The organism is Ramlibacter albus (assembly GCF_014297445.1).
Lineage (GTDB): Bacteria > Pseudomonadota > Gammaproteobacteria > Burkholderiales > Burkholderiaceae_C > Ramlibacter > Ramlibacter albus.
The window spans coordinates 16585-40191 of sequence record NZ_JACORU010000004.1 but is presented as its reverse complement, the minus strand read 5'-3'; the positions used below and the strand labels follow the sequence as shown (position 1 = coordinate 40191).

The window sequence follows — 23607 nt, the reverse complement described above, 5'->3', positions numbered from 1 at the left end:
GCGCACACGTGCGGACTAGTCCGGCAAGAACAGCGACTGCAAGTCCGAGAGAAAATCGAACCCGCGCGTCGTCGGCTTCACCTGCGCGAAGTCACGCTCGATCCACCCGCGCGCCTCTGCTTCATCCAATGCCTTCGCGATCGCCGACAAGGGCAACCCCGTGCGATCCGCGAAGTCCTGCAGCGCGAATCCGTCCTTCAGCCGCAGCGCATTGAGCATGAACTCGAACGGCAATTCCGCGCGCTTCACTTCGTCCTCTTGCGCGACGGCTTTGCCCGCAAGCGCGTTGTCCATGTAAAGCTTCGGGTCGCGATAACGCACCTGCCGCACCACGCGATGCGGGAACGACAGCTTGCCGTGCGCGCCCGCGCCGATGCCGAGGTAATCGCCGAACTGCCAGTAGTTCAGGTTGTGCCAGCAGCGATGGCCGGGCTTGGCATACGCGGAGACTTCGTAGCGCTGCAGGCCCGCGCCCTCGGTCATCTCGGTGATGCGGTCGAGCATCGCGTAAGCCGAGTCGTCGTCCGGCACCTTCGGCGGGAACTTCGCGAAGTAGGTGTTGGGCTCGATCGTCAGGTGGTAGATCGACAGGTGCGGCGGCGCGAGCGACAGCGCCTGCGCGACGTCTTCTTCCAGCTGCGCGAGCGTCTGCCCCGGCAGCGCGTACATCAGGTCGAGGTTGAAGGTCTCGAACGCAACCGCGGCTTCCTCGAGCGCGGCCACGGCCTGCGCGCGGTCGTGCACGCGGCCGAGCGCCTTCAGTTGTGCGTCGTTGAAGCTCTGCACACCCACCGACAACCGCGTCACACCCGCCGAGCGGAAGGACTTGAAGCGCTCCTTCTCGAAGGTGCCCGGGTTGGCTTCGAGCGTGATCTCACAGTCCGCCGTGAGCTTCAGCCGCGCGCGGATGTCGCTGAGCAGCCGGTCGATGCCCTGCGGCGAGAACAGGCTGGGCGTGCCGCCGCCGATGAAGATGCTCGCGACCGGGCGGCCCCAAACGAGCGGCAGCGAGGCTTCGAGGTCGGCGACGAGCGCGTCGAGGTAGCGCTGCTCGGGCAGCTCGCCCGGGTTCATTTCGTGCGAATTGAAGTCGCAGTACGGGCACTTGCGCAGGCACCACGGAAGGTGCACGTACAGCGACAGCGGCGGCAGGGCCGCCAGCTGCAGCGTGCCCGGCCGCATGTAATGGGAGATGTCCACTTAGGGTCCGAGCCAGTTCGCGCGGATCAGTTCAACCATTTGACGGGCAGCCTTGCCCCGGTGGCTGTTGGCGTTCTTCACCGCCGGCTCCAGCTGCGCGAAGGTCTTGCCGAAGTCCGGGATGTACATCACGGGGTCGAAGCCGAACCCGTGCTCGCCCATCGGCTCCCAGGCGATCAGCCCGGGGGCGCGGCCGACCGCAATCAAAGGCTCCGGGTCCAGCGGCACGCGTACGGCCACGAGCGTGCTGACGAGAGCCGCGCGGCGGTCCCGCACATCGCGCATCTGCTCCAGCAGCGCCTTCACGTTGTTGTCGTCGCCCTTGGGGTAGCCGAACTGGGTGGCGTAGAAGGCCGTGTCGACGCCGGGCAAGCCGTTGAAGGCATCCACGCACAACCCCGCATCGTCGGCAATCGCAGGCAGCCCGCTGTGCTGCGCGGCATTGCGCGCCTTCGCGAGCGCGTTCTCGACGAACGTGCGGTGCGGCTCCTCCGCCTCCGGCACGCCCAGCTCGCCCTGCGGCACGAGCGTGACGCCCAGCGGCGCGAACATGGCCTGCAGCTCGGCGAGCTTGCCCTTGTTGTTGCTGGCCAGGACGATGCGCTCGATCTTCACTCGTTCAGCGCCTTCATCTGCAGGGCGACGAGTTCGGAGATGCCCTTTTCGGCAAGGCGCAGCAGCTGGTCCATCTCCTGCCGCGTGAAGGCCGCGCCCTCGGCCGTGCCCTGCACTTCCACGTAATGGCCCAGGCCCGTCATCACCACGTTCATGTCCGTGTCGCAGTTGACGTCCTCGATGTACTCCAGGTCGAGCAGCGGCGTGCCTTCGACGATGCCCACCGACACCGCGGCCACGTGCCCGACCACGGGTGTTGCCGCCAGCTTGCCGGAAATCATGAGCTTGCTCACCGCGTCATGCGCCGCGACGAAAGCACCCGTGATCGCCGCGGTGCGCGTGCCGCCGTCGGCCTGCAGCACGTCGCAGTCGAGCGTGATGGTGCGCTCGCCGAGCTTCTTCAGATCGAACACCGCGCGCAGCGAGCGGCCGATCAGCCGCTGGATCTCCTGCGTGCGGCCGCTTTGCTTGCCGCGCGCCGCTTCGCGGTCGCCGCGCGTGTGGGTTGCGCGCGGCAGCATGCCGTACTCGGCCGTTACCCAGCCTTCGCCGCTGCCGCGCTTGTGCGGCGGCACCTTCTCTTCCACCGACGCGGTGCACAACACGCGCGTGTTGCCGAACTCGATGAGCACCGAGCCCTCGGCGTGAATCGTGAAGTTGCGGGTGATGCGCACCGGGCGCAGCGCGTCCGCGGCGCGTTCGCCGCTTCGCTTGAATTCGCTCATGGGGTTCCTCAGTTTTTTCGGGCAGCCGAGCGCTTGATCGCTTCGTTGATCTCGGCGATGGAGCGCTCGATGGCGGCGTCGTCCAGGTCTTCCACCAGCGTGTCCAGCACGCCGGCCTGGATGGTGGAGGCGAACACGCCGTCGGAGATGCTGTCGGTGATGACGCCGCGGGTGGACTCGAAGGAGTCGGGCGTCTCCCACTCCATCGCGATCACCGTCACGTTGTCGGAATGCTCGCCGCCGTTGCGCAGCGCGTTCTCGACGAGGTCGGGCACGGCCTCGGCCACCGGCTTGTCGGTCAGGTTCTTGACGATGTCGCCGTCGGTCAGGCTGCTCCACAGCCCGTCGCTGCACAGCAGGATCTTGTCGCCCTGCATCAGCGGCACCGGGCCGGTCACGTCGAACACGGGCTTGGTGGGCGAGCCGAGGCACGTGAACAGGATGTTGCGGTTGACGCGGTCCATGCGGATCACGCCGGCGCTTTGCTGCTCCAGGTACGAGTGGTCGCGCGTGCGAGTGAGCAGCTCACCGTTGCGCACCACGTAAAGGCGCGAATCGCCGCAGTGCACCCACGTGGCCTGGTTGCCTTGCACGATGGCCGCCACGAGCGTGGTGCGCGGCGTGTCGAGCATGCCTTTTTCGGACGCGTAGCGGATGATCTGGTGGTGCGCGGCCATGAGCGAGATCGACAGGAACTCGGTCACGTCCTTCACGACCGGCCGCGCCTCCTTCTGGTAGAGCGCGCTGATGGTCTGCAGCGCCAGCTGGGCCGCGACCTCGCCTTCCGGGTGGCCGCCCATGCCGTCCGCGAGCAGGAAGATGCCGGACTCGCGCGTGTAGCAGTAGCCCATGCGGTCTTCGTTCTTTTCGCGGCCGCCCTTGCGGCTGACCTGGAAGACGGAGAACTTCATTTGGCCTTCGCGGCACCGAAGCCGGTTTTCTTCATGCTTTTCTTCGTATCCGACACCATGTTGTCGAACTGAAGTCGCATCTTCTCACCGACGGACAGCTTCGTGTAGCGGCGCTCGCCCTCACGGCTGAGCTCCTTCTGCAGCGCGAACACCGACTGCGGGCGCGAAAGCGGGTCGAGCGACATGCACCACTCCACCACCTCGATGAGGTTGTCGGAGTAGATGCCTCGAAGGCGGGACAGCGCGAGCGCGAGCCTGTCCTTTTCCAGCCGCTGCGGCGCGTCGTTGGGCGGGTAGCCCTGCATGCACGCGTAGATGCACGCGCCGATGGCGTAGATGTCGGTCCACGGGCCCATCGACGAGTCGCGCCGGTACATCTCGGGGGCCGCGAAGCCGGGCGTGTACATCGGCCGGATGAAGTTGCCTTCCTTCGACAGCACTTCGCGCGCAGCGCCGAAGTCGATCATCACGGCGCGGTTGTCGTCGGTGATGAAGATGTTGGCCGGCTTGATGTCCAGGTGGAGCATCTTGTGCTGGTGCACGATGCGCAAGCCGCGCAGGATCTCGTCGAAGAGCGAGCGGATGGTGGACTCGCGGAAGACCTTCTGCTTCTTCAGCTCGCGCGCGGTGATGATGAAGTCCTGCAGGGTGGCGCCCTCCAGGTAGTTCATCACCATGTAGACGGTCTCGTTCTCGCGGAAGAAGTTGAGCACGCTCACCACGGAGCTGTGCGAGATCTGCGCGAGCGAGCGGCCCTCCTCGAAGAAGCTCTTGAGGCCCAGGCGGTAGAGGGAAAGTTTCTCGGCGGCCACCTGCGGCAGCAGCTCGCCGGGCGCGCGCGTGGCCAGGGACGACGGCAGGTATTCCTTGATCGCGACCTGCTGGCCTTCGTTGTCCACGGCAAGGTAGACGACGCCGAAACCACCCGCGGAGAGCTTGCGCACCACCCGGTAGCCCCCGATCACGGTATCGGGCGGCAAAGGGGCAGGTTTCACCTTTGACATAATTTGAGGAATATAGCTTGGGCCGGCAGACGGCCCGTACCCTCGTAATCCCGCAACGACCGCAAACTCCCGATGCCAGTTTACAGCATGACCGGTTACGCCTCGGCGCAGGCTACCGCCGGTGCGGCCGCCGCCACCGAGGGGAAAACGCCCGTGGCGCGGCTCGGCGTCGAGATCCGCTCGGTCAACAGCCGCTTCCTCGACCTCACCTTCAAGCTGGCGGACGAACTGCGGGGGCACGAGCCTGCTCTGCGCGAGCTCCTGGGCGCGAAGTTGAAGCGCGGCAAGGTGGAAGTGCGCGCCGGCATCGAAGGCGCGGGCACTGGAGGCGTCAGCGAGCCCTCGCCCCGCATGCTGCAGCGGCTGGGGGCCGTGCAGGACCAGGTGCGGGACTGGATGCCGGATGCGCCGGCCCTCACGGTCGCGGAGATCCTTCGCCTCGCAAGCTCCGAGACCACGGCTGACGTGGACTGGGGCGAAGCGATCCAGTCGCTCGCATCGCAAGTGCTCAAGGACCTGCTCGCCGCGCGCGAGCGCGAAGGCAAGCGCCTCGCGGACATGCTGCTAGGCCATCTCTCGCAACTACGCGCCCTCGCGCAACAGGCGCAGCCGCTCGTGCCGCAACTCGTCGAGCAACAGCGCCAGCGCTTCCTGGAGCGGTGGAAGGAGGCGATGGGGCTGGCCGAAGGCAGCGCCACGCCGGAGGCCGCGCAGGACCGCGCGCTGACGGAGGCCACCTCCTACGCCATTCGCATCGACGTCGCCGAGGAGTTGACGCGGCTGGCCGCCCACCTGGACGAGATCGAGCGGCTGATCAAGAAGGGCGGCGAGATCGGCAAGCGGCTGGACTTCCTGATCCAGGAGCTGCACCGCGAGGCCAACACGCTCGGCTCGAAGTCGGCCACGCTGGAGCTCACGCGCATCTCGGTGGACATGAAGGTGCTGATCGAGCAGATGCGCGAGCAGGTGCAGAACCTGGAGTAGCCTCGGGCCATGGATTACCCCGGCAACCTCTTCGTCGTCGCCGCCCCCAGCGGCGCAGGCAAGTCGAGCCTCGTGAAGGCCCTGCAGGAGCTCGACTCCGGCGTGCACCCCTCCGTGTCGCACACCACGCGCGCACCCCGCGGGCAGGAGAAGCACGGCCGCGAATACTTCTTCGTCTCGCCGCAGGAATTCGACCAGATGATCGCCCACGACGCCTTCGTCGAATGGGCGCACGTGCACGGCCAGCGCTATGGCACGTCCAAGAAAGCGATCGAGGAGCGCATCGCGGGTGGCAACGACGTCATCCTCGAGATCGACTGGCAGGGCGCCCTGCAGATCCGCCGCACCTTCGCCAACGCCGTCCTGATCTTCATCCTGCCCCCCAGCTGGGAGGAGCTGCGCTCGCGCCTGCAGCGCCGCGGCGAGGACAGCCCCGAGGTGATCGAACTGCGCCTGCAGAACGCCGCCGAGGAGATGGCGCAGGCGAAAGAGTTCGATTTCGTTATAATCAACGAGTTATTTGAGCGCGCGCTGTTCGACCTGAAGGCGATCGTCCACGCCCAGCGCCTCAAGTTCTCCTCCCAACGCCGCGCCCGCGCCAGCACTTTCCAGGCGCTGGGCCTCTAACTGGAGTCGTTCATGGCCCGCATCACCGTCGAAGACTGCCTGCAGCAGATCCCCAACCGCTTCCAGCTCGTGCTGGCCGCGACCTACCGCGCCCGCATGCTGAGCCAAGGCCATGCTCCCAAGATCGAGAGCAAGAACAAGCCGGGCGTCACCGCCCTGCGCGAGATCGCCGAAGGCAAGATCGGCCTCGAAATGCTGAAAAAAGTGCCCGGCTGAGCTAGCGTTTTCCCTCTGGAATGGCACCGCGTTGCGGTGCCATTTTCTTTTGTGGCTACATTAGGAGCATGAGCGCCGTGCTCCCCCCCGCCTCGCCGGCGAAACCCACCCCCGCCGCAGCGAACGCGGCGGCGGCGAGCTTCGCGGCGCTGACGGCCAGGCTCGACTATCTCGACGCGGGGGACATCGACGCCGTCCGCAAGGCCTACCGCTTCGCCGACGAAGTGCACCTGGGCCAGATGCGCGCCAACGGCGAGCCCTACATCACCCACCCGATCGCCGTCGCCGCGCAATGCGCCGAATGGAAGCTCGATGCACAGGCGCTGATGGCGGCCTTGCTGCACGACGCCATCGAAGACTGCGGCGTCACCAAGCATGAGCTGGTCGAGCGCTTCGGCCCCTCCGTCGCGGAGCTGGTCGACGGCCTCACCAAGCTGGACCGCCTGCAGTTCAACACGCGCGAGGAAAGCCAGGCCGAGAGCTTCCGCAAGATGCTGCTGGCCATGGCGCGTGACGTGCGCGTCATCCTGATCAAGCTGGCCGACCGCACGCACAACATGCGCACGATGGACGACGTGCCGCGCGAGAAGTGGTCGCGCATCTCGTCCGAGACGCTGGAGATCTACGCGCCCATCGCGCACCGCCTGGGCCTGAACGCCACCTACCGCGAGCTGCAGGAGCTCGCGTTCAAGTACCTCAAGCCGTGGCGCTACGCCGTGTTGTCCAAGGCCGTGTCGCGCGCGCGCAGCCGCCGGCGCGACCTGATCCAGAAGGTGCAGCGCGACGTCGAGCAGGCCTTCGAGACGGCGGGCATGCAGCTGCGCATCGCGGGGCGCGAGAAGACGTTGTACTCCATCTACCGCAAGATGCACGAGAAGCACCTGTCGTTCGCGCAGGTGACGGACATCTACGGCTTCCGCATCGTCGTGCCGGAGGTGATCGACTGCTACACCTCGGTCGGCGTGCTGCACCAGCTGTACAAGCCGGTGCCGGGGCGGTTCAAGGACCACATCGCAATTCCCAAGGTCAACGGCTACCAGTCGCTGCACACGACATTGGTGGGGCCCTCGGGCGTGAACGTCGAGTTCCAGCTGCGCACGGAAGCGATGCACCTCGTGGCGGAATCCGGCGTGGCCGCTCACTGGCTCTACAAGTCGAGCATGCCCGAAGGCGAAGCCGGCGAGCGCCTCGGCACGAAGTGGCTGCAATCGCTGCTGGACATCCAGAACGAGACGCGCGATGCCGCCGAGTTCTGGGACCACGTCAAGATCGACCTCTTCCCGGACGCGGTGTACGTGTTCACGCCGAAGAGCCAGATCCTCGCGCTGCCGCGCGGCGCAACGGTGGTCGATTTCGCGTACGCGATCCACAGCGACGTGGGCGACCGCACGGTGGCGGCCAAGATCAACGGCGCGCAGGTGCCGCTGCGCACGGAGCTGAAGAACGGCGACGTCGTCGAAGTGGTGACCGCGCCGGTCTCCACGCCGAATCCCGCATGGCTGGGCTTCGTGCGCACGGGCCGTGCGCGGTCCAAGATTCGCCACCACCTCAAGTCATTGGCGCAGGCCGAGTCGCAACAACTCGGCGAGAAGCTGCTCACGCAGGCGCTGCGCGCGGAGGGTGTGGAGAAGCTGCCCCCCGACGACGAGGAGAACCACGGCACCTGGGAAAAGCTGCTGCGCTTCACCGGCAACCGCACGCGCGCGGAGCTGCTCACCGACCTCGGCCTTGGCAAGCGCATCGCGAGCATCGTCGCCAAGCGCTTGATGAACCTGCTGGCCGAGCGTGGGCACCGGCCGGACGCACTGCTGATCAGCCGCGAGCGCTTCACGGCGCACGAGAACGTGTCGCAAGGCGCGGTGGTGCTGGACGGCAGCGAGAACGCTTCGGTGCAATTCGCCTCGTGCTGCCGCCCGGTGCCGGGTGACAGCATCCTCGGCTACCTCGGTCGCGGCGAAGGCCTCGTCGTCCACTGCGAGGACTGCAGCGTGGCCAAGCGGCTGCAGCACAAGGACGCCGAGCGCTTCATCGGCGTCGAGTGGGCGGACGACCCCGTGCGGCCCTTCGAAACCGCAATCCAGGTCACCGTCACCAACGGCAAGGGCGTGCTCGCGCGTGTCGCGGCGGCTCTCGCAAGCGCGGAAGCGGACATCACGCACGTCGACATGGACGACCAGCGCACGCAGGACGCCACCGACCTTCGGTTCGTGATCTCGGTGCGCGACCGCCAGCACCTCGACTCGGTGCTGCGCAACCTCAAGCGGGTGCCGTCGGTGATGCGCGCCTCGCGCACGAGGCCCGGGCACTGACCGTCAGGCCGCTGGCGCCGGGTAGCTCACCTTCAGGATTTCGACCTCGTGCGCGCCGGACGGCGTGACGAGCTTCACCACGTCGCCTTCGCGGCACTTCAACAGCGCCCGCGCGATCGGCGAGATCCAGCTCACCTGCCCCGCCAGGCTGTCCGCCTCATCGATACCCACGATGGTGACGGTGCGCTCCTCGCCGGTGGTCTGGTCTTCGTAGGTCACGGTTGCCCCGAAGAACACCTGGTCGTTGCCGTGGTGCACCGACGGGTCGGCCACTTCCGCGATCTCCAGCCGCTTGGTGAGGAAGCGGATGCGCCGGTCGATCTCGCGCAGGCGCTTCTTGCCGTAGAGGTAGTCACCGTTCTCGCTGCGGTCGCCGTTGCTCGCGGCCCAGTGCACGACCTCCACGACCTTCGGGCGCTCGTCGTCGATCAGGTGCAGCAGTTCGGCGCGCAGGCGCGCGTAGCCCTGCGGGGTGATGTAGTTCTTGCCGCCTGCAGGCAACGGCGGCAATGCGCCGTCGTCCTCTTCGTCGAGGCTCGCGTCCTGCTCGCGCGTGAAGGCCTTGCTCATGCCTCAAGGATAGGCGATGCGCAGCCGATTTACGTTCAATCATTCGCGTCCTACACCGCGCCGGGCGCCAGCCTGATGCCGCCGCGGTTGCACGCCAACCAAGATGCACTTGTCCGAGGGAGCAGTGATGTCCGCAGTACAACGAAGCCGCGGCGATACGCCGTCCAAGTCCTACAGGCCGCTCCGGGCGGGCCTGACAAGCTGGCCTGAGGCCGACGAACACACTTCGCTGAATTACTCAGCCGAATTGCCCGATCCCTTGTACGCCACCAGCGACACCCACGGCACAGCCGCCACGGCCGCGAGCCCGGAGGCCGGCGCCGCGCCGCAGCCGCGCCGCTCCCGCGCGTGCATCGAAGCCGCGCGCCACGTCGTGCTGCGCCGCCTCGCGCCCGCGCTCAAGCACGACATGGTGGTGAACCTGCAGGCCGTCTCCATGATGGCCGAGATGCTCAACGCGCGGCTTGAAAAGGGTGCGGGCAACAACGCCAACCTGCAGGCCAACATCGCCAAGCTCAACCGCCTCGCGCGCGACGCGGTGGCCACGTGCCTGCGCGTGTCGTCCTGGATCGACCCCGGCGAGGACGACACCGTCACACTGCATACGGGTGTGCAGGAATGCGTGCAGCTGATGGCCGGCGGCCTGAATTTCCGCGGCTTCCTGCTCGTCAACGAAGTGCCGCCCACGGAGTTCGAGGTGTGCCGCGGTGCCGTGCGCACGCTGCTGGCCGGCTCGCTCATTGCGCTCGCCGATGCGGTGCCTTCGGGCGGCGAGCTGCAGATCCGCTCGCAGACGTCCGCGCAGCAAGCGGTGCTGACGCTGAGCTTCGTGCCGTCCTCCGACGACGAGCAGAAGCCGCCGCTCGACCCTTCAGCACCCCGCATCGATTGGAACGAGATGCAGGCGCTCGCCGCGGCGGAGGAGGTCGAGCTGTTCCGCACCGCCACCCAGGTGACGATCCGGCTGCCGCGCGCTGTCCCCAGCTCGCCGCTGCGAATGGCCCCTATGTGACCTCTTCCGCCGCAAGGCGGTCGATGAGGGCCTCCAGCTCGCGGATCGGCAACGGCCGCGAGAACAGGAACCCCTGGTACTCCTCGCAGCCCTGGCGCGCCAGGAAGTCGCGCTGCGCCTCCGTCTCCACGCCTTCAGCCATCACGCCCAGGCCGAGGCTGTGCGCCAGCCCGATGATCGTGCGCGCGATCGCCGCGTCGTTCGGGTCGGTGAGGATGTCGCGCACGAAGGAACGGTCGATCTTCAGCTGGTCCAGCGGCAGGCGCTTGAGGTACGACAGCGACGAATAACCGATCCCGAAGTCGTCCAGCGAGAGCGTCACGCCCATCGCCTTCAAGCTGCCCATCTTGGCGATCGTCACCTCGATGCCGTCGGCCAGCAGGCTTTCGGTGAGCTCCAGGCGCAGCTTGCGCGGCTCGATGCCCGACTTGACGATGGCCGACGTGACTTCGTCGACGAAGTCCGGGTGGCGGAACTGCCGCACGCTCACGTTCACCGAGATGCCAAGATGCGCCCGCTCGGGGCGGTGCGCCCACGCGGCCAGCTGCGCGCACGCGCTCTCCAGCACCCAGTGGCCGATCGGGATGATGAGCGATGTCTCTTCCGCCGTCGGGATGAACTGCGCCGGCGACACGGTGCCGCGCTCGGGGTGTTCCCAACGCAGCAGCGCTTCCACGCCGGTCATGTGGCCGTCGGCGCCCACCTGCGGCTGGTATTCGATCTGCAGCTGGTTGTCGAGCCACGCCTGGCGCAGGTCCGACGCGAGCGCCGCGTTCGCGGTGGCGATGGCCTGCATCTCGGGGTCGAAGAAGCGCACCGTGTTGCGGCCCGCGGCCTTGGCCTGGTACATGGCGAGGTCCGCCTGCTTGAGCACCTCGCCCACGGTCCACGGCGTGCGGCCGAACACCGTCACGCCGATACTGCACGAGCTGTGGTGCAGGTAGCCGGGCAGCACATAAGGTTCGCCGAGGGTCGTGAGCACGCGCTGCGCCACGATGCGTGCTGCCTTGGCGGGATCGATCGGTTTCTCGCCGCTGTTCTCGAGCAGGATCACGAATTCGTCGCCGCCGAGCCGCGCCACCGTATCGCCTTTCGCGACGCAAGAACGCAAGCGCTTGGCCACCTGCTGCAGCAGCAGGTCGCCCTTCTGGTGGCCGAGCGTGTCGTTCAGCACCTTGAAGTTGTCCAGGTCGATGAACATCAGCGCACCCGCACGCCCGCCCTCCTGCTGCGCGAGCGCCTGGTTCAGCCGGTCCAGCAGCAGCTGGCGGTTGGGCAACTGCGTGAGTGGGTCGTAGAAGGCGAGGTACTGGATCTTCTCCTCGGCCATCTTGCGCTCGGTGATGTCGCGGCCCACCGCGACCCAGTGCGTGAGGCGGCGCGATTTGTCCCACACGGGCGAGACGTCCAGGTCCACCCAGTACGGCTCGCCCGACTTGGTGTAGTTGATCAGGTCCACGCGAACCGGCGACCACTGCTCCAGCGAGGCGCGGATGTGGTCCAGCCGGTCGCGCTGCGTGTTGGGCCCCTGCAGGATGCGCGGCGTGCGCCCCAGCACCTCGTCGCGCGTGTAGCCGGTGCGGCGCTCGAACGCTTCGTTGACGAACACGATGCGCGGGCCGGGGTTCCCGAACGGGCCGGCCTCGGTGATGATCACGATGTCGTTCAGGCGCGCGATGCTGCCTTCGAGCAGCCGCAGCTGTTCGTCCGCGCGGTGCCGCTCGGTCACGTCGCGCAGGTGCACGGCGAGGCCCGCACCGAAGGGATAGCCGCGCACCTCGAGCCAGTGGCTCACGCGCGCGTCCAGCTCCTCCAGCTCGAAGCGCTGCTGCCGCGCGAACGATTCGCGAAAGCGCTCCTCGATGCGCAGCCGCGCGGTCTTCTTGAAGGCCGCGAAGATCGACTTGCCCGCCAGCTCGCCGCCGCCCGGCGCCAGCAGCTTTTCCGCCTGCTCGTTGGCGAAGGTGATGCGCCCTTCCGGGTCCACCGTGGCGAAGGCCTCGCCGCTGCCCAGTGCGCCGCCCATGCTCACGGTGTGCCGCAGCAGCGAGCCCTGCGGGTAGCCGTGCGGCGCGATGTCCTGCACCGCCCCTTCGATGCGCACGACCTTCCCGTTTTCGTCGCGCACCGCAACGCCGATCGCACGCACCCACAGCCTGCGGCCCTGCAGCGTGACCACCTGCGCCTCCACGTCGAAGGGCGTGCCCTCTTCCGCGCATGCGCGCACGCGCTGCTCGATCTCGGCGCGCCACTCCGGCGCGAAGTGGTCGAACGCGTGATCGCGCGAGGGCGTGTATTCCGGCGGTGCGCCGTGCAGCTGCGCGAGCTGCTCGGACCACTGCAGCATGCCGCTGTGCAGGTCGAGGGTCCACGTGCCGACGAACGCGGTGCGCTCGACCAGTTTCAGCAGGGCTTGTGCGTGTTCGAGCGAAGCGCCATCCATCGTGCACCGATCTTACGGAGCTCTGTTGAGCCAAGCGGTAGGCAGCGTCCTACACCGTATTGCGGACCTTGGCTGAAAGCGCCGCGCGGCCGCACCGGTAGAGTGATTCACACATTGACATAGACGTTTACGACTGGGCGCGAAGTGCAACTGAAAGCCTACGTGGTGGAGGACAACCCGAACATCCGGGAGAACCTCATCGGCGCCCTCGAGGAGCTGACCTGCATGAAGGTGTGCGGCACCAGCGCGACGGAAGACGAAGGGTTCGCCTGGCTGCAGGCCAACGGCTGGGACATCGCCATCGTCGACCTGTTCCTCAAGCAGGGCAGCGGCATGCACCTCGTGCAGCGGCTGCAGCGGCAGCGGCCCAACCAGAAGATCATCGTGTTCAGCAATTACGTGAATGCCACCGTGCGCAAGCGCTGCGCCCAGCTGGGCGTGGACGCCGTCTTCGACAAGTCCACCGAGATCGACGCGCTGGTGGACTACTGCGCGCACCAGTGCTTCCAGATGACCGTCACCACCCCCACAGAACAGCATTGAAGGACGCACCATGGACCACCTGACACTCGAGCCCCGCCAGGCAGCGAAACCCGCGGCCACGGCGCCCACCGTCGGCCGGCGCTGGTCCGACGGCATCGGCAACATCTCCGCGTCCAGCGACCCGAACGCTCCCTGGTCGATGACGCAGCATTGGCCCGCGCTCGTGGCCACGCTGTCGGAGCAGGCGGTGGAAAGCAGCAACCTCGTGCTGCGCGCGCTGGAATTCCTGGTGGGGGCCGGGCGGCTGCGGCGCACCGAAGCGAAAGCACTGTCCGACGCGCTGTACCAGCTGCGCGATACCAGCCTGCGCGCGCAGCAGATCACGCGCCTGGCCAGCGGCCGCATCCGGCAGGCGAAGGACCGCGTCGACCTGGCCGACGTGATCCGCCAGCTGATCGACGAGCGCGCGAACGAATTCGCCGAGCATGGCGCCGAAGTGCATGCCGTGCTCGCGCCCACCGACGTGCTGCTCGATCCGCCCGCGGCCGTGAGCCTGGTCAACACGATCATCGACTGGGGCCTGTCGTTCAGCCGTGAAGTGCACCTCACGCTCGAGGCGCCGGAGATGCCCGGGCCCGCTCGCCTCGTGGTGCGCGTTGCCACGCCGCCCGGTGCGCACGGCCAGCCAGGCAGCACCAGCTGGCAGGCACGCCCGCGCGGCCGCCGCCTGAACGACGGGCTGCACTGGATGCTGCTGCGGCAGATGGCCGCATCGGCGCACATCAAGGTGACGCGGCTGAGCGAACCCGGCGTGGCTCTCGTCGCCATCGAATTCCCCAAGACCTTCCTGAATGCGGAGGGCATCGCCACCATGGAGCTGCTCGACGCCGAGAGCTCGATGGCGCAGCTGGAAGACGGCTGGGTGCTCGTCGTTGTGCGTGACCCGGTACTGCGCCGCGCGGCGCTGGAAGCGCTGCGTTCGGTGAGCGTGGAAGCGCAAGGTGCGGCCGACTTCAACGAGGCGCGCGGCTGCATCCTCTCCGGCAAGCCGCAGGCGCTGGTGGTGGGCTTCGACTCCGTGGGCACGCAACTGCACGAGTTCCGCGCCGACGCGCTGGGCCACGACTGGAAGTGCCCGGTGGTGGAGATCACGCAGGAGTCGCCCTCGTTCCACGTCAACGGGTTCGAGGGCTTCGAGACCGCCAAGGTCGGCCGCGAGGACGTGTCGAAGGAGCTGGCGCCTGCGGTCCTATTCGAACTCGTCAAACACGCTTGAGCATCTGCTGCAGCTGGTCCTTCGGGACCGGCGGGCTGTAGAGGAACCCCTGGGCCTGGTCGCAGCGCAGCTTGCGCAGCATGCGCGCCTGGTCCTCGGTCTCCACGCCTTCGGCCACCACCTTCAGGTTCAGGCCGTGCGCGAGCGAGACGCAGGTGCGCACGATGCCCTCGTACGCCGTGTCGGCCGTGATCTTCTTGACGAAGGCGCGGTCGATCTTCAGCTCGTCGATGGGCAGCGTGACGATGTACGCGAGCGATGAGTAGCCGGTGCCGAAGTCGTCGATGGCGACCGGGATGCCGAGGGCGCGCACGCGCTTGAGCACCTCGATGGCCCGCTCCATGTTGCCGATCAGGATGCTTTCGGTCACCTCGATCGACAGCGCGTCCTTCGCGCCGCCGGCGCGTGCGAGCGCCGACTGCAACGCGTCGATGAAGCTGTCGTCGCGCAGCTGCGCCGCGGCCACGTTGACCGCGATGCGCGGCGCCTGCAGCCCGGCCGCGCGCCATTGCAGCCAGTCTTCCACCGCGCGCTGGATGATGCGGCTGCCCACGTCCCCGATGAGCCCCGTGGCCTCCAGCGCCGGCACGAACTCACCGGGCGGCACGAGGCCGCGCTCCGGATGGATCCAGCGGATGAGCGCCTCCACGCCCGCGATGCGGCCCGACACGAGCTCGATCTTGGGCTGGTAATAGTTGACGAACTCCTCCTGGCGCAGCGCGCGCCGCAGCTGCGGCTCCAGCCGGTAGTGCTGGCTCTGCACGTTGTCGACGCTCTTGTCGAAGAAGGCCATCGGCTGCTCGCGCTCGATCGCGACCTGCAGCGCGGCGTCGGCGGCGTTCACCACCGCGTCCAGCGTCTCGCCGTCGCGCGGGAAAGCGGCGAAGCCCAGGTTGACGGGGCACACCAGCGACAGGTTGTTGATCGCATACGGCACCTGCAGTTGCGCGGCGAGCTCCGGCGCGGTGCGGCTGCCGAACGTGTCGCCGTCCACGTCCGGGAAGAACATGATGAAGAGGCCGCGCTTGATGCGGCCGATGAACACGCCCTCGTCGCCGAGGCCGCGCAACCGGTCGGCCGTCTGCTTGATCAGCGCGTCCGCGACGCGGAAGCCGTGCGCCGAGTTGATCTGGTTGATCGTCTTCAGGCGCACGAAGCATACGATGCCCTTGGCGGGCTTGGTCGCGTCGAACTGCGCTTCGAAGTGGAACCAGTTGGGCAGGCCCGTGAGCCGGTCGGTCGATGTCGCGATGCGCAGTTGCCGGCGCAGGTTGAGCTGGCTCGCAACAGCCTTGGCGAGCTTGCCGAGGCTGTCGCGTTGCGCGTCGGTGAGGCGCCGCGGCACGGTGTCCATGACGCACAGCGTGCCGATGGCGCTGCCGTCGCGCGTCTTCAGCGGCGCGGCGGCGTAGAAGCGGATCTCGGGGCTCGATGCGCCCCAGGGCCTGCGCTCGCACCACGGCAGGCGCGCGAGGTCGGGGATCTCCAGCAGCCGGTCGGAGTCGAGGATCGCGTGCGCGCACAGCGTGGCATCGCGCGGCGCCTCGGCCACCGGCACGCCGATGCGCGACTTGTACCACTGGCGCGCGCCGTCGATGAAAGTGAGCGTGCCGATGGGCACCCCGCACACGACCGCCGCCAGCTGCACGAGGCGGTCGTAGTCTTCGTCGGGCTCCGTGTCGAGGATGCCGAACTCGCGCAGCTCGGCAAGCCTCGCGCGCTCGTCGGCCGGCGGCAGCGCGCCGCGGAACAGGGCCGCGGGTTCGGCGGGCAGCAAGCGCCCCTCGCGCGAGCCCGGCGCCGGCCCGAAGAGCAGCGCCACGGGGTCTGCTGGGGGAAAGCCTTGCACCGCCGCTGCCTGCATCGTGCGCCGTGCCTAGCGGATGTGCAGCGCGCGCCCTTCGGCGGCGCCGACGGCCTCGAAGAAGTCTTCGTACAGGTGCGGCTCTTCCTTCGGCTCCTGCTTCGGTTCCTGCTTCGGCTCCTGCGCCTGCTCCACCAGCTCGAGCTTGAGCTCGGGCATCAGGAAGGGCGACGGCTTGTGCTGCTGGTCGACGATGCGGTGCCGCGAAGGCTCGACGTCGGCCAGCGACAGGTCCATCGCGAACGAACCGGGCGCCGGGTTCAGGTCCCAGGCGTTCAGGCATTCGAGCGTCATCTCGGGCGAATCCACCGCCGCCGTGGGCGCCGCGCTGGCACCGCGCAGCGTGTCGTTGGCCAGCCCGAAGAGCCACAGCAGGTCGCGCCACGCATGCAGGCTTGGGAACCCACCGAGCGCGGCGGGCTGGCTGAAGAGCAGCTCGTCGATCACGCCCAGGACGCGAGGCTCGGGCCAGGCGGCCATCACGCGCGCGATCGCGCTTTCGCAAGCCTCGAGGCCGGAGGTCGCGTCGAAACGCGGCGGCTCCTCGCCGAAGCGCACGCGGAAGTCGTCCTCGACCTCCGCCATGCCGTCCTCGTCGCCGGCCTGGCGGCACAGCTCGCGCAGTTCCACCAGCGCGAGCGCCGAAGCGTTGCGCGTGCGCTCCACGTGGTCGCGCAGCACGTCGATGGCTTTTTCGACGCTGCCGAGCGAGACGAGGAATTCGCATTCCTGCAGCGTGTCGGACAGGGCGATCGTGCGCGCGCAGACGGGCGCGGCTTCCTTGCGCGACGCAGGCTTCGCCGGCTCCAGCTCCGGCTCCGGGTTCGACGGCACGACCTTCGGGTAGAGCTGCGCTTCGGCGCGCGGCGGGAGCACGGGCTCCGGGGCGTCGTCGCGAACGGCCGCGAGCGGGTCGGGCTTGACGACGTCCTGCACCACCGGGGGATCGGCCCGCGAGCCCCCGCCGACTGCCTCCAGTTCGTCCCAGTGCGTGATGATCTCGTCATTGCGGCGCGCCTGCGCGGTTCGCGCGGCGAGCCATGCAGCGGTCGCGCCCGCGAGCGCGAGCATGACGCCCAGCCACACGGGCCAGCCACCGGGCAGGCCGGCTTCGGTCGCCACGTTCTCATTCAGGCGATCGAGTTCACCGCGGTGCTTCTGCGACAGCTCGCGCAACGAAGCGATCTCGCGTTCGAGCACCTGCATGCGGTCGCCCATGCGCAGCAGGTCCTGCGGCTTCGCGTTCAGGGCCTGCCAGAGCAGCGCGGCGGCGGCGCGATGCGTTGCGTCGGTCGCCGGCTGCGTGTTCATGTGGTGCGTCACGCGCAGCAGCGCGGCGCGTTCGGCCGCGGGCGAGATGCCGCCATCGAGGCGCAGGCGTGAGCCGGCCTCGCGCGGTGCGGCCTTCGGAAGCGAGCCAACGTCGTGAGGCGTGGCCTTGGCAATCTTCGTCGCCTGCGGCGCACGCTCGGCACTGCGCACGGCGCGCGGGGCCTGCACGGCCTCTGCGGTGCGTGCGATGACGGCAGGGCCGGCGCCGGCAGCCGCCGTCGTTGCAGGCATCGACGCAACGACCTGCGGCACTTCGCCGGGCACGGGCGCGTCCGCAAGCAGCACGTAGCGCCGCATCATCGTGTCGGCGCAACCGGCACGCATCACCACGGTGACCACCGGCTCGTCCACGGGCAGCCGCGACACGATGCGCACCAGTGCCGCAGGCGATGCTTCGTTGTGATGGACGCTCACGCTCACGCGGTCCGCAGGCACCGCGGTGTCGCCGTAGAACACCTGCGCCTTGAGGCACTTCTCGTCGGCCTCGCGCGAGTCGAACCGCACCTGCGCGCTCACGTCGAGCGGCCGGCCCACCACGGTGGCGCCCTGCAGCGGGCCGGTGGAGAGGCCGTAACTGCTGGTGCCGAGCCCCATCACGAGCACGGCAAGCGCTTTACGTGGAGTAAGCAATCTTTTCATCGCGAATCCCACTGTAAAGCGCGGCCATTGCGCGCCTGTCGGAGTTCCCGTCCTCGTGCTGTAGGACGCCGACTACTGCGAACGGGGTAGTTGCTGCTGGGACGCGAGCTGTTTCGTCAGCTCCGGCGTCACGTAATGCGGGCCTTCGAACAGGTAGATCGCATAGCCCTCGTATTGGGCGAGCTGCGGTTTGAGCTCTTCGAGCGTCGCGGGCCTGAAGCCGCCACCGGGCTTCGGCCGGAAAGCCTCGGCGATGAGCTTCACGCGGTTGCGGCCGAGCTTGGCGGACAGCACGTTCGCGTAATGTTTGGCGACATAAGCTTCACGCGCATGCACGCCCACGCCGTCCTGGAAGAACACGCCCACGTCGGGCGGCAGCCACGACGCGAGGCTCTCCGCCAATTCGTAAGGGCCGATGTTCGCGCTGTCGTAGACGCTGATCCACAGCGGCCGCGGCAGTGCCTTGAGCAAGGGCGCGAGGTTCTTCGCTTCGGACCACGTGGGGTCGATCTCCACCGGGAAGTACCACCCGACGACGTTCACCGGCGGCTTCGACTGCGCGACGCGCTGCGACTGCTCGGCGAGCTCCGCGATCGCACCGCGCGCATTCTTCTCGTTGAAGCGCCCGGCCAGGCCGAGGATGACTTCGCGCGCCCACGGCTCGCGCCCGATGCGCGGCCAGTCGGGCAGCTTCGGCGCGGCGGGCAGGCCGCCGTTCTCGACGAACGACGTGCCGTCCACCGCGGTCCACTGCACGAGCAGGCGCTTGACGCCGAGCTGCTCCCAGTTGCCGCTCGGCGTGAGCATGTCGTTGTGCGGCTGCCAGATCACGCCCTCGATCGGCGGGACCGTGGTGGTGGCGCAGCCCGCCACCAGGGCCGCGCACGCGAGCCATGCGGCGAGTCGCTTCATCATCAATAGGAGATGAGCGCGTTCACGTACGGACCCTTGATGCGGTCGTCGCCGCCGATATGGGCGCGGTACTGCATCGTTAGATCCACGTACGACTGCGGGGCGTGGTACTTGTCCTCGCGGAACCAGCGGCGCAGGCTCACGCCGATGCCGGCGCCGAAGGCGCTCTTCTCGTTGAGCGTGGAGTCGTACTCGGCCGCGAGCACGCCGTGCGGCAGCACGACCCAGCGGCCGTCGCCCATGCGGTAGCTGCGGCCCACCAGCACGCTGCCGAGCGCATACGTGTGGGTCGGCGAGATGTAGCGGCCGACTTCCGCGGCGATTCGAGTGGTCCACCAGCTCGGCACGTCCACGCGCAAGTCGCCGCCGACGTCGTGCGAGAACGCGGCCTGGGCCAGCCAGTCGCTCGTCGCGTTGCCGAACAACCGGCTGAACGAGAGCACGACGTTCTGCGTGGAAAGCGGCTTCCAGCGGATACCCGCTGCGCCTTCGAACGAATCGCCGCCGGTGACGCCGCCGCGCTGGCTGTCGAGCGTCTCGAACCCGCGAATGAAAAGCTCGACGAAGCGGCCGTTCATGAAGCCCCACGGCCGCCAGTACGCTTCCGCGCCGGCCTGTGTCGTGCGGATGCTGCCGGGGCTGGTGACGCCGAAGCCCGGGCCCGCCGTGCCGCTGCGGCTGTACGTGACGGAGGCGAGCACGCCCCATTTGCGCTCCAGCTCGGAGATGGTGCGGCGCGTGGCGAACTGCATCTGCGGGTCCATCTTCAGCTGCATCGCTTCGTTCGCATCGATCGCGCGCTTGAAGTACTCCACGGCCTGCGCATCCTGGCGGGCGCGCACGGCGGCATAGCCGGCGTCCTGCAATGCGGTGACCGGAAGCGCCTTCGCCTGGTCCGCCTGCGCGAAAGCCGCGCTGGCGAGCTTGTCGTCGCCGACGCGGCTGGCGAGGTAGCCCAGGTCCACCGGTGTCATCGAGCCTTGCGCGGCCGCGAGCTTCGCGCGCGCTTCCGCCGTGCGGCCGAGGTCGGCCAGCAGGCCGGCTTCGGCGCCCGCCGGCAAGCCGCCGATCGCGAGAGCCTGTTGTGCATCCTGCTGCGCGCCGGCGAGGTTGCCGGCGCTGCGGCGTATGGACGCACGTTGCGCCAGCAAGGGCGCATCGTTCGCGTTCATGGCGAGCGCGGTGCTCGCGGCCACGTCGGCCTCTTCATAGCGCTGGTTGGCGATGGCCGCGTTCATCAGCAGCAGCTGGTAGTCGCGGTTGCCCGGTGCGGCGGTGGCGGCCGCGCGCGCCTGCGCGAGCGCCGTCGCGTAGTCGTGCGCTTCCATCGCGCGATAACCCGCCGCAGCGGCTTGGTACCCGGGCGTCGCCGGGACGGCAGCGGCGACCACGGCGCAGGTCTGCGCGGCGTCCGCGCTCGTGCAGTCGATCGTCGGCGGCGCAAACGCGATGGCCTGCCCACTCGCCGGCGAGCGCGCGAGCGAGCGCGCAAGCGCCACGCGCTGCGCGGCGGCGGCGTCGTTCGCGGGCAGCGGCTGCAGCAGCTCGAGCGCGCGCGCGGGCTCACCCGCGAAGATCGATGCGTCGGCCGCGATCAGCCGCAGCTCGCGCTGCGCCGCGGGCGTGAGCCCGCGCTGCGCAAGCGCGCGGTCGTAGTCGGCGCGGGCATCCGGCCAGCGGTTCTGGCGCTGCCGCGCATACGCGCGCAGCGCGAGCGGCACCGCACTGTCGGGCAGCAGCGCGATGGTTTCGCTCGCCACGCGCTCCGCCTCGGGGTATTGCTGGCCGCGCAGCAGCGCGTGCACGAGCGCGAGCCGGTAGGCCGGGTGCTCCGGCGCGTACTCGGTCGCCGCACGCGCCTGCGCGATTGCCTTGGGGATGTCGTTGTTCTGCAGCGCGCGGTACATCTCGCTGCCGGCCGCCTGCGCCTGCGAGCGCCGCAGCGTCGCGCGCGCCTCGGCAAAGACCGCGTCCTCGCCGGCCGCCTGCACGCCGCGCTGCAGCGCCTGCTCGGCATCGGTGAGCCGGCCCGACGCGACGAGCGAATTGACGAGCAGCACCCAGTAAGGCCGCTGCGACGGCGCAAGCCGCACCGCTTCCTCGGCGTGCTGCACCGCCTCGGCGTATTCCTTGCGCTCGTAGGCCTTGTAGCCCGCATCGGCCGCCTTGAAGCCCGGGTTGGCAGGCACGGCGGCAGCCCGCGCCTTCGGCGCGGGCTTGGGCTTCGGTTTCGCCTGGGCGTTTGCTTCGCCCCCGGCGAGCGCCAGTGCCAGCAAGGCACACAGCGCGGTGGATGACAAAAATACGTTGTTCTTCTCTTTGCGGCTCGTTGTCATGTGGCTTGCCCCGCCTCCGCAAATACACGGCGCTGCTCCTGGACCACCTTCTCCAGCACGTCCCGCTCGATGACCCTGCGCTCCACAAGGTACTCACCGATGCGTCCGTGCTGCTCAGGCCGATAGTCGCGCATGGCGTCTTCGAACTGGTCCTTCTTGAGCAGACCGCGCTCGATGAGCATATCACCGAGTAGCGGGCCGATGGGGACCGGCGCGCTCGCGCCGGGTGCGCCGCTGGCAAGGTCGCGCAGCAGCCGCAGCGCGATGGCGAGCTCGCCGTCGCGTGCCACACGCTGGACCGGCGGCTCGCCGATCGCAGCCTCGATTTCCTTCACCGCCGCCTCCGACAGCGGGCTGGAAACAGCCAGCACCGCGCGGCCGGCCTTGTTGCGCCCGATGCTCACCGTGCGGTGCCGCACCGCCAGCTCGAGCGGCAGGTTCTTCGCATTGCTGCGCACCATGTCGGCCGTGAGGTGGGCTCGCGGCAGGTCGGCCTGGTAGGCGATGGCTTCGGCCAGCGTCTCCTCGTCCAGCCAGCCGTTGGACACCAGCACACGGCCGAGCGGCGCCTGCGTGGCCTGCTGCTGCTCGATCGCGCGCTCCAGCGTGCCGGGCTCCACCGCGTTCCACGACTGGAGCAGCTCGCCCAGGCGCTGGCGCTTGCGCGCGAGCTGCGCACCGGTGGGGAACTCGTGCATCGTCTTGTCCCAGGCGAGTTGCTTGCCGCGGAACAGGTACGCGAGGTACATGCGCCAGGCACGCGCCACCGCCACCGCATTGACGAAGTTGCCCACGACCATTCGAGGCAGCGACATCAGCCCGTGTTCCCAACCGTAGAGCACGGTGGTGAAGTACACGCGGTGCGCCGCGCGGATGGCCAGGAAGAACGCGTTGATGTAGATGAGCGCACGCCAGGGCGAGCCCTCATGGAACAGCGACGGGTAGTACGCGTCCCACCAGCCCGTGGCCAGGCCGACGTGGAAGACGATGAACTGCACGACCAGCAGGTACGCCGCGATGCTGATGAAGGACGTGACCACGCCCTTGCGGTCGTGCAGCAGCAGGTAGCGCGCGGCCAGCGACTGGCCGCGCCAGCGGATCTGCTCCCAGCTTTGCAGCCCGATGCCCAGCACCCAGCGCGCCTTCTGGCGGTACGCCGCATGGAAGTCGTCCGGGAAGTACTCGCGCACGCACAGCGGCATGTCCAGCAGCACCTCCTTCTTGTGGTCCTTGCGCCACCAGCTCGTGCGGCGCACGCGGTAGGTGACGGGGAACACGCCGAAGATGGACTGCTGGTTGATCTGCGCCAGGCGCATGCCCACGTCGTAGTCCTCGGTGAGGCTCTCCGTGTTGAACGGCTTGTTGCGCGTGTGACCCACGAGCGCCTGCAGCGCCTTGCGCGAGAAGCAGGTGCCGACGCCGGCCGAAGGCACCATGCCCGAGACGCTCTCGCGCACCACCATGTCCTTGGCGTGCGACTCGGCGAACTCGTCCATGTAGGTGCCGGCGATCAGCTCGTACCACTCGCGCTCCAGCGACGCCACCGGCAGCTGGATCATGTCCTTGCGCGGCAGCAGGTAGTTGAAGAACTTCAGCTCCAGCGGGTGCAGCACGTCCTCGCTGTCGTGCAGCACGACGCCCGCGAACTCCATGTTGTGGTCGCGCTCGTGCGTGAAGATCGCCTCCACCACGAAGTTCAGGCAGTCCGCCTTCGAGGTGGGGCCGGGGTGCGGCACCTCCACGCGCTGGACCTGCTTGTAGCGCCGCGTCATCTTCTCCACTTCCTCGATGGTCGCGGGGTCGTTGACGTAGGTGCCGACGAACACCTTGTAGTTGCGGTACTCCAGCACCTCCACCATGTTGCCGATCATGGCGGCGATGACGTCGCTCTCGTGCCAGGCCGGCACCATGATCGCCATCGGCTGCTCCTCGCGGTCGCGCAGCTGCTCCGGCGTGAGCTTCGAGAGCTTGCCGGTGCGCTGCAGCGTCATGTGCCGGTAGAGCCGCCGCACCCAGTACCAGATGTCGATGAACAGGTCGTCCACCGAGGAGACGAAGATGACGAGCGCGACGATCACCGCCAGCCATTCGAGCACCTGGTAGTAGTCGGCGACAAGCAGGTCCCAGCTCATGACAGCTCCCGGCATCG

Annotated in this window: 19 protein-coding genes; 7 read left to right on the top strand and 12 right to left on the bottom strand. The window is 68.4% G+C overall.

From position 1 onward, the window contains the following. Positions 1–15 precede the first annotated feature (15 nt). Genes hemW through H8R02_RS11880 form a run of 5 tightly spaced genes read right to left on the bottom strand, consistent with a single transcriptional unit; the run spans position 16 to position 4455 of the window. Positions 16–1182 carry a radical SAM family heme chaperone HemW gene (hemW, locus tag H8R02_RS11900; protein WP_187082046.1) on the bottom strand — a complete coding sequence of 389 codons (1167 nt, stop codon included), beginning with the start codon at positions 1180–1182 and terminating at the stop codon, positions 16–18. Positions 1183–1200: 18 nt separating this feature from the next. Then, positions 1201–1809: an RdgB/HAM1 family non-canonical purine NTP pyrophosphatase gene (gene rdgB / locus H8R02_RS11895; RefSeq protein WP_187082045.1), complete on the bottom strand. Its 609-nt coding sequence runs from the start codon at positions 1807–1809 to the stop codon at positions 1201–1203. A gap of 2 nt (positions 1810–1811) precedes the next feature. Then, positions 1812–2540 carry a ribonuclease PH gene (gene rph, locus H8R02_RS11890; RefSeq protein ID WP_187081643.1) on the bottom strand — a complete coding sequence of 243 codons (729 nt, stop codon included), beginning with the start codon at positions 2538–2540 and terminating at the stop codon, positions 1812–1814. Positions 2541–2548: 8 nt separating this feature from the next. Next, positions 2549–3451 (bottom strand): PP2C family protein-serine/threonine phosphatase, encoded by a 903-nt coding sequence (locus tag H8R02_RS11885; RefSeq protein WP_187081642.1) that lies wholly within the window; start codon positions 3449–3451, stop codon positions 2549–2551. Then, the gene (locus H8R02_RS11880; RefSeq protein WP_187081641.1) at positions 3448–4455 is read right to left on the bottom strand and encodes a serine/threonine protein kinase; all 1008 of its coding nucleotides are present in this window, start codon (positions 4453–4455) and stop codon (positions 3448–3450) included. The genes H8R02_RS11885 and H8R02_RS11880 overlap by 4 nt, the downstream gene beginning before the upstream one ends. A gap of 72 nt (positions 4456–4527) precedes the next feature. On the opposite strand from H8R02_RS11880, the gene H8R02_RS11875 reads away from it, so the two are divergent. The 4 genes from H8R02_RS11875 to H8R02_RS11860 all read left to right on the top strand — a co-directional run bounded on the left by H8R02_RS11875 (position 4528) and on the right by H8R02_RS11860 (position 8591). Beyond that, positions 4528–5439, top strand: coding sequence for a YicC/YloC family endoribonuclease (locus tag H8R02_RS11875; RefSeq protein ID WP_187081640.1), 912 nt, complete (start codon positions 4528–4530; stop codon positions 5437–5439). Between the two features lie 9 nt (positions 5440–5448). Then, positions 5449–6066, top strand: coding sequence for a guanylate kinase (gmk, locus tag H8R02_RS11870; RefSeq protein WP_187081639.1), 618 nt, complete (start codon positions 5449–5451; stop codon positions 6064–6066). 12 nt (positions 6067–6078) lie between these two features. After that, the gene (rpoZ, locus tag H8R02_RS11865) at positions 6079–6282 is read left to right on the top strand and encodes a DNA-directed RNA polymerase subunit omega (protein ID WP_093162973.1); all 204 of its coding nucleotides are present in this window, start codon (positions 6079–6081) and stop codon (positions 6280–6282) included. A 68-nt stretch (positions 6283–6350) separates the two neighbouring features. Further along, positions 6351–8591, top strand: coding sequence for a RelA/SpoT family protein (locus H8R02_RS11860; protein WP_187081638.1), 2241 nt, complete (start codon positions 6351–6353; stop codon positions 8589–8591). A 3-nt stretch (positions 8592–8594) separates the two neighbouring features. Here the strand turns inward: H8R02_RS11860 and greB are convergent, their stop codons facing one another. Then, a complete protein-coding gene (gene greB, locus H8R02_RS11855) occupies positions 8595–9161 on the bottom strand; it encodes a transcription elongation factor GreB (RefSeq protein WP_187081637.1) in 567 nt (188 codons plus the stop codon). A gap of 247 nt (positions 9162–9408) precedes the next feature. On the opposite strand from greB, the gene H8R02_RS11850 reads away from it, so the two are divergent. Further along, on the top strand, positions 9409–10173 hold the full coding sequence (locus H8R02_RS11850) for a hypothetical protein (protein WP_187081636.1): 765 nt from the start codon (positions 9409–9411) through the stop codon (positions 10171–10173). On the opposite strand, the gene H8R02_RS11845 is transcribed toward H8R02_RS11850, so the two are convergent. Then, on the bottom strand, positions 10166–12616 hold the full coding sequence (locus H8R02_RS11845; protein WP_187081635.1) for a sensor domain-containing protein: 2451 nt from the start codon (positions 12614–12616) through the stop codon (positions 10166–10168). The genes H8R02_RS11850 and H8R02_RS11845 overlap by 8 nt on opposite strands. 144 nt (positions 12617–12760) lie before the next feature. Here H8R02_RS11845 and H8R02_RS11840 point away from each other — a divergent pair, with 144 nt between their 5' ends. Beyond that, on the top strand, positions 12761–13159 hold the full coding sequence (locus H8R02_RS11840) for a response regulator (RefSeq protein WP_187081634.1): 399 nt from the start codon (positions 12761–12763) through the stop codon (positions 13157–13159). 10 nt (positions 13160–13169) lie between these two features. Beyond that, positions 13170–14375, top strand: a complete 1206-nt coding sequence (locus tag H8R02_RS11835; RefSeq protein WP_187081633.1) for a histidine kinase — start codon at positions 13170–13172, stop codon at positions 14373–14375. Here the strand turns inward: H8R02_RS11835 and H8R02_RS11830 are convergent. The 5 genes from H8R02_RS11830 to H8R02_RS11810 form a co-directional block, all read right to left on the bottom strand. After that, the gene (locus H8R02_RS11830) at positions 14362–16197 is read right to left on the bottom strand and encodes a putative bifunctional diguanylate cyclase/phosphodiesterase (protein WP_187081632.1); all 1836 of its coding nucleotides are present in this window, start codon (positions 16195–16197) and stop codon (positions 14362–14364) included. The two genes, H8R02_RS11835 and H8R02_RS11830, sit on opposite strands and share 14 nt — an antisense overlap. A gap of 54 nt (positions 16198–16251) precedes the next feature. After that, on the bottom strand, positions 16252–18210 hold the full coding sequence (locus H8R02_RS11825; RefSeq protein ID WP_187081631.1) for a hypothetical protein: 1959 nt from the start codon (positions 18208–18210) through the stop codon (positions 16252–16254). 72 nt (positions 18211–18282) lie between these two features. Continuing rightward, positions 18283–19122: a DUF4434 domain-containing protein gene (locus tag H8R02_RS11820; RefSeq protein ID WP_255429316.1), complete on the bottom strand. Its 840-nt coding sequence runs from the start codon at positions 19120–19122 to the stop codon at positions 18283–18285. Positions 19123–19124: 2 nt separating this feature from the next. Further along, positions 19125–21458 carry an NfrA family protein gene (locus H8R02_RS11815; protein ID WP_187081629.1) on the bottom strand — a complete coding sequence of 778 codons (2334 nt, stop codon included), beginning with the start codon at positions 21456–21458 and terminating at the stop codon, positions 19125–19127. Next, the gene (locus tag H8R02_RS11810) at positions 21455–23590 is read right to left on the bottom strand and encodes a glycosyl transferase family protein (RefSeq protein WP_255429315.1); all 2136 of its coding nucleotides are present in this window, start codon (positions 23588–23590) and stop codon (positions 21455–21457) included. The genes H8R02_RS11815 and H8R02_RS11810 overlap by 4 nt, the downstream gene beginning before the upstream one ends. Positions 23591–23607: the final 17 nt, after the last annotated feature.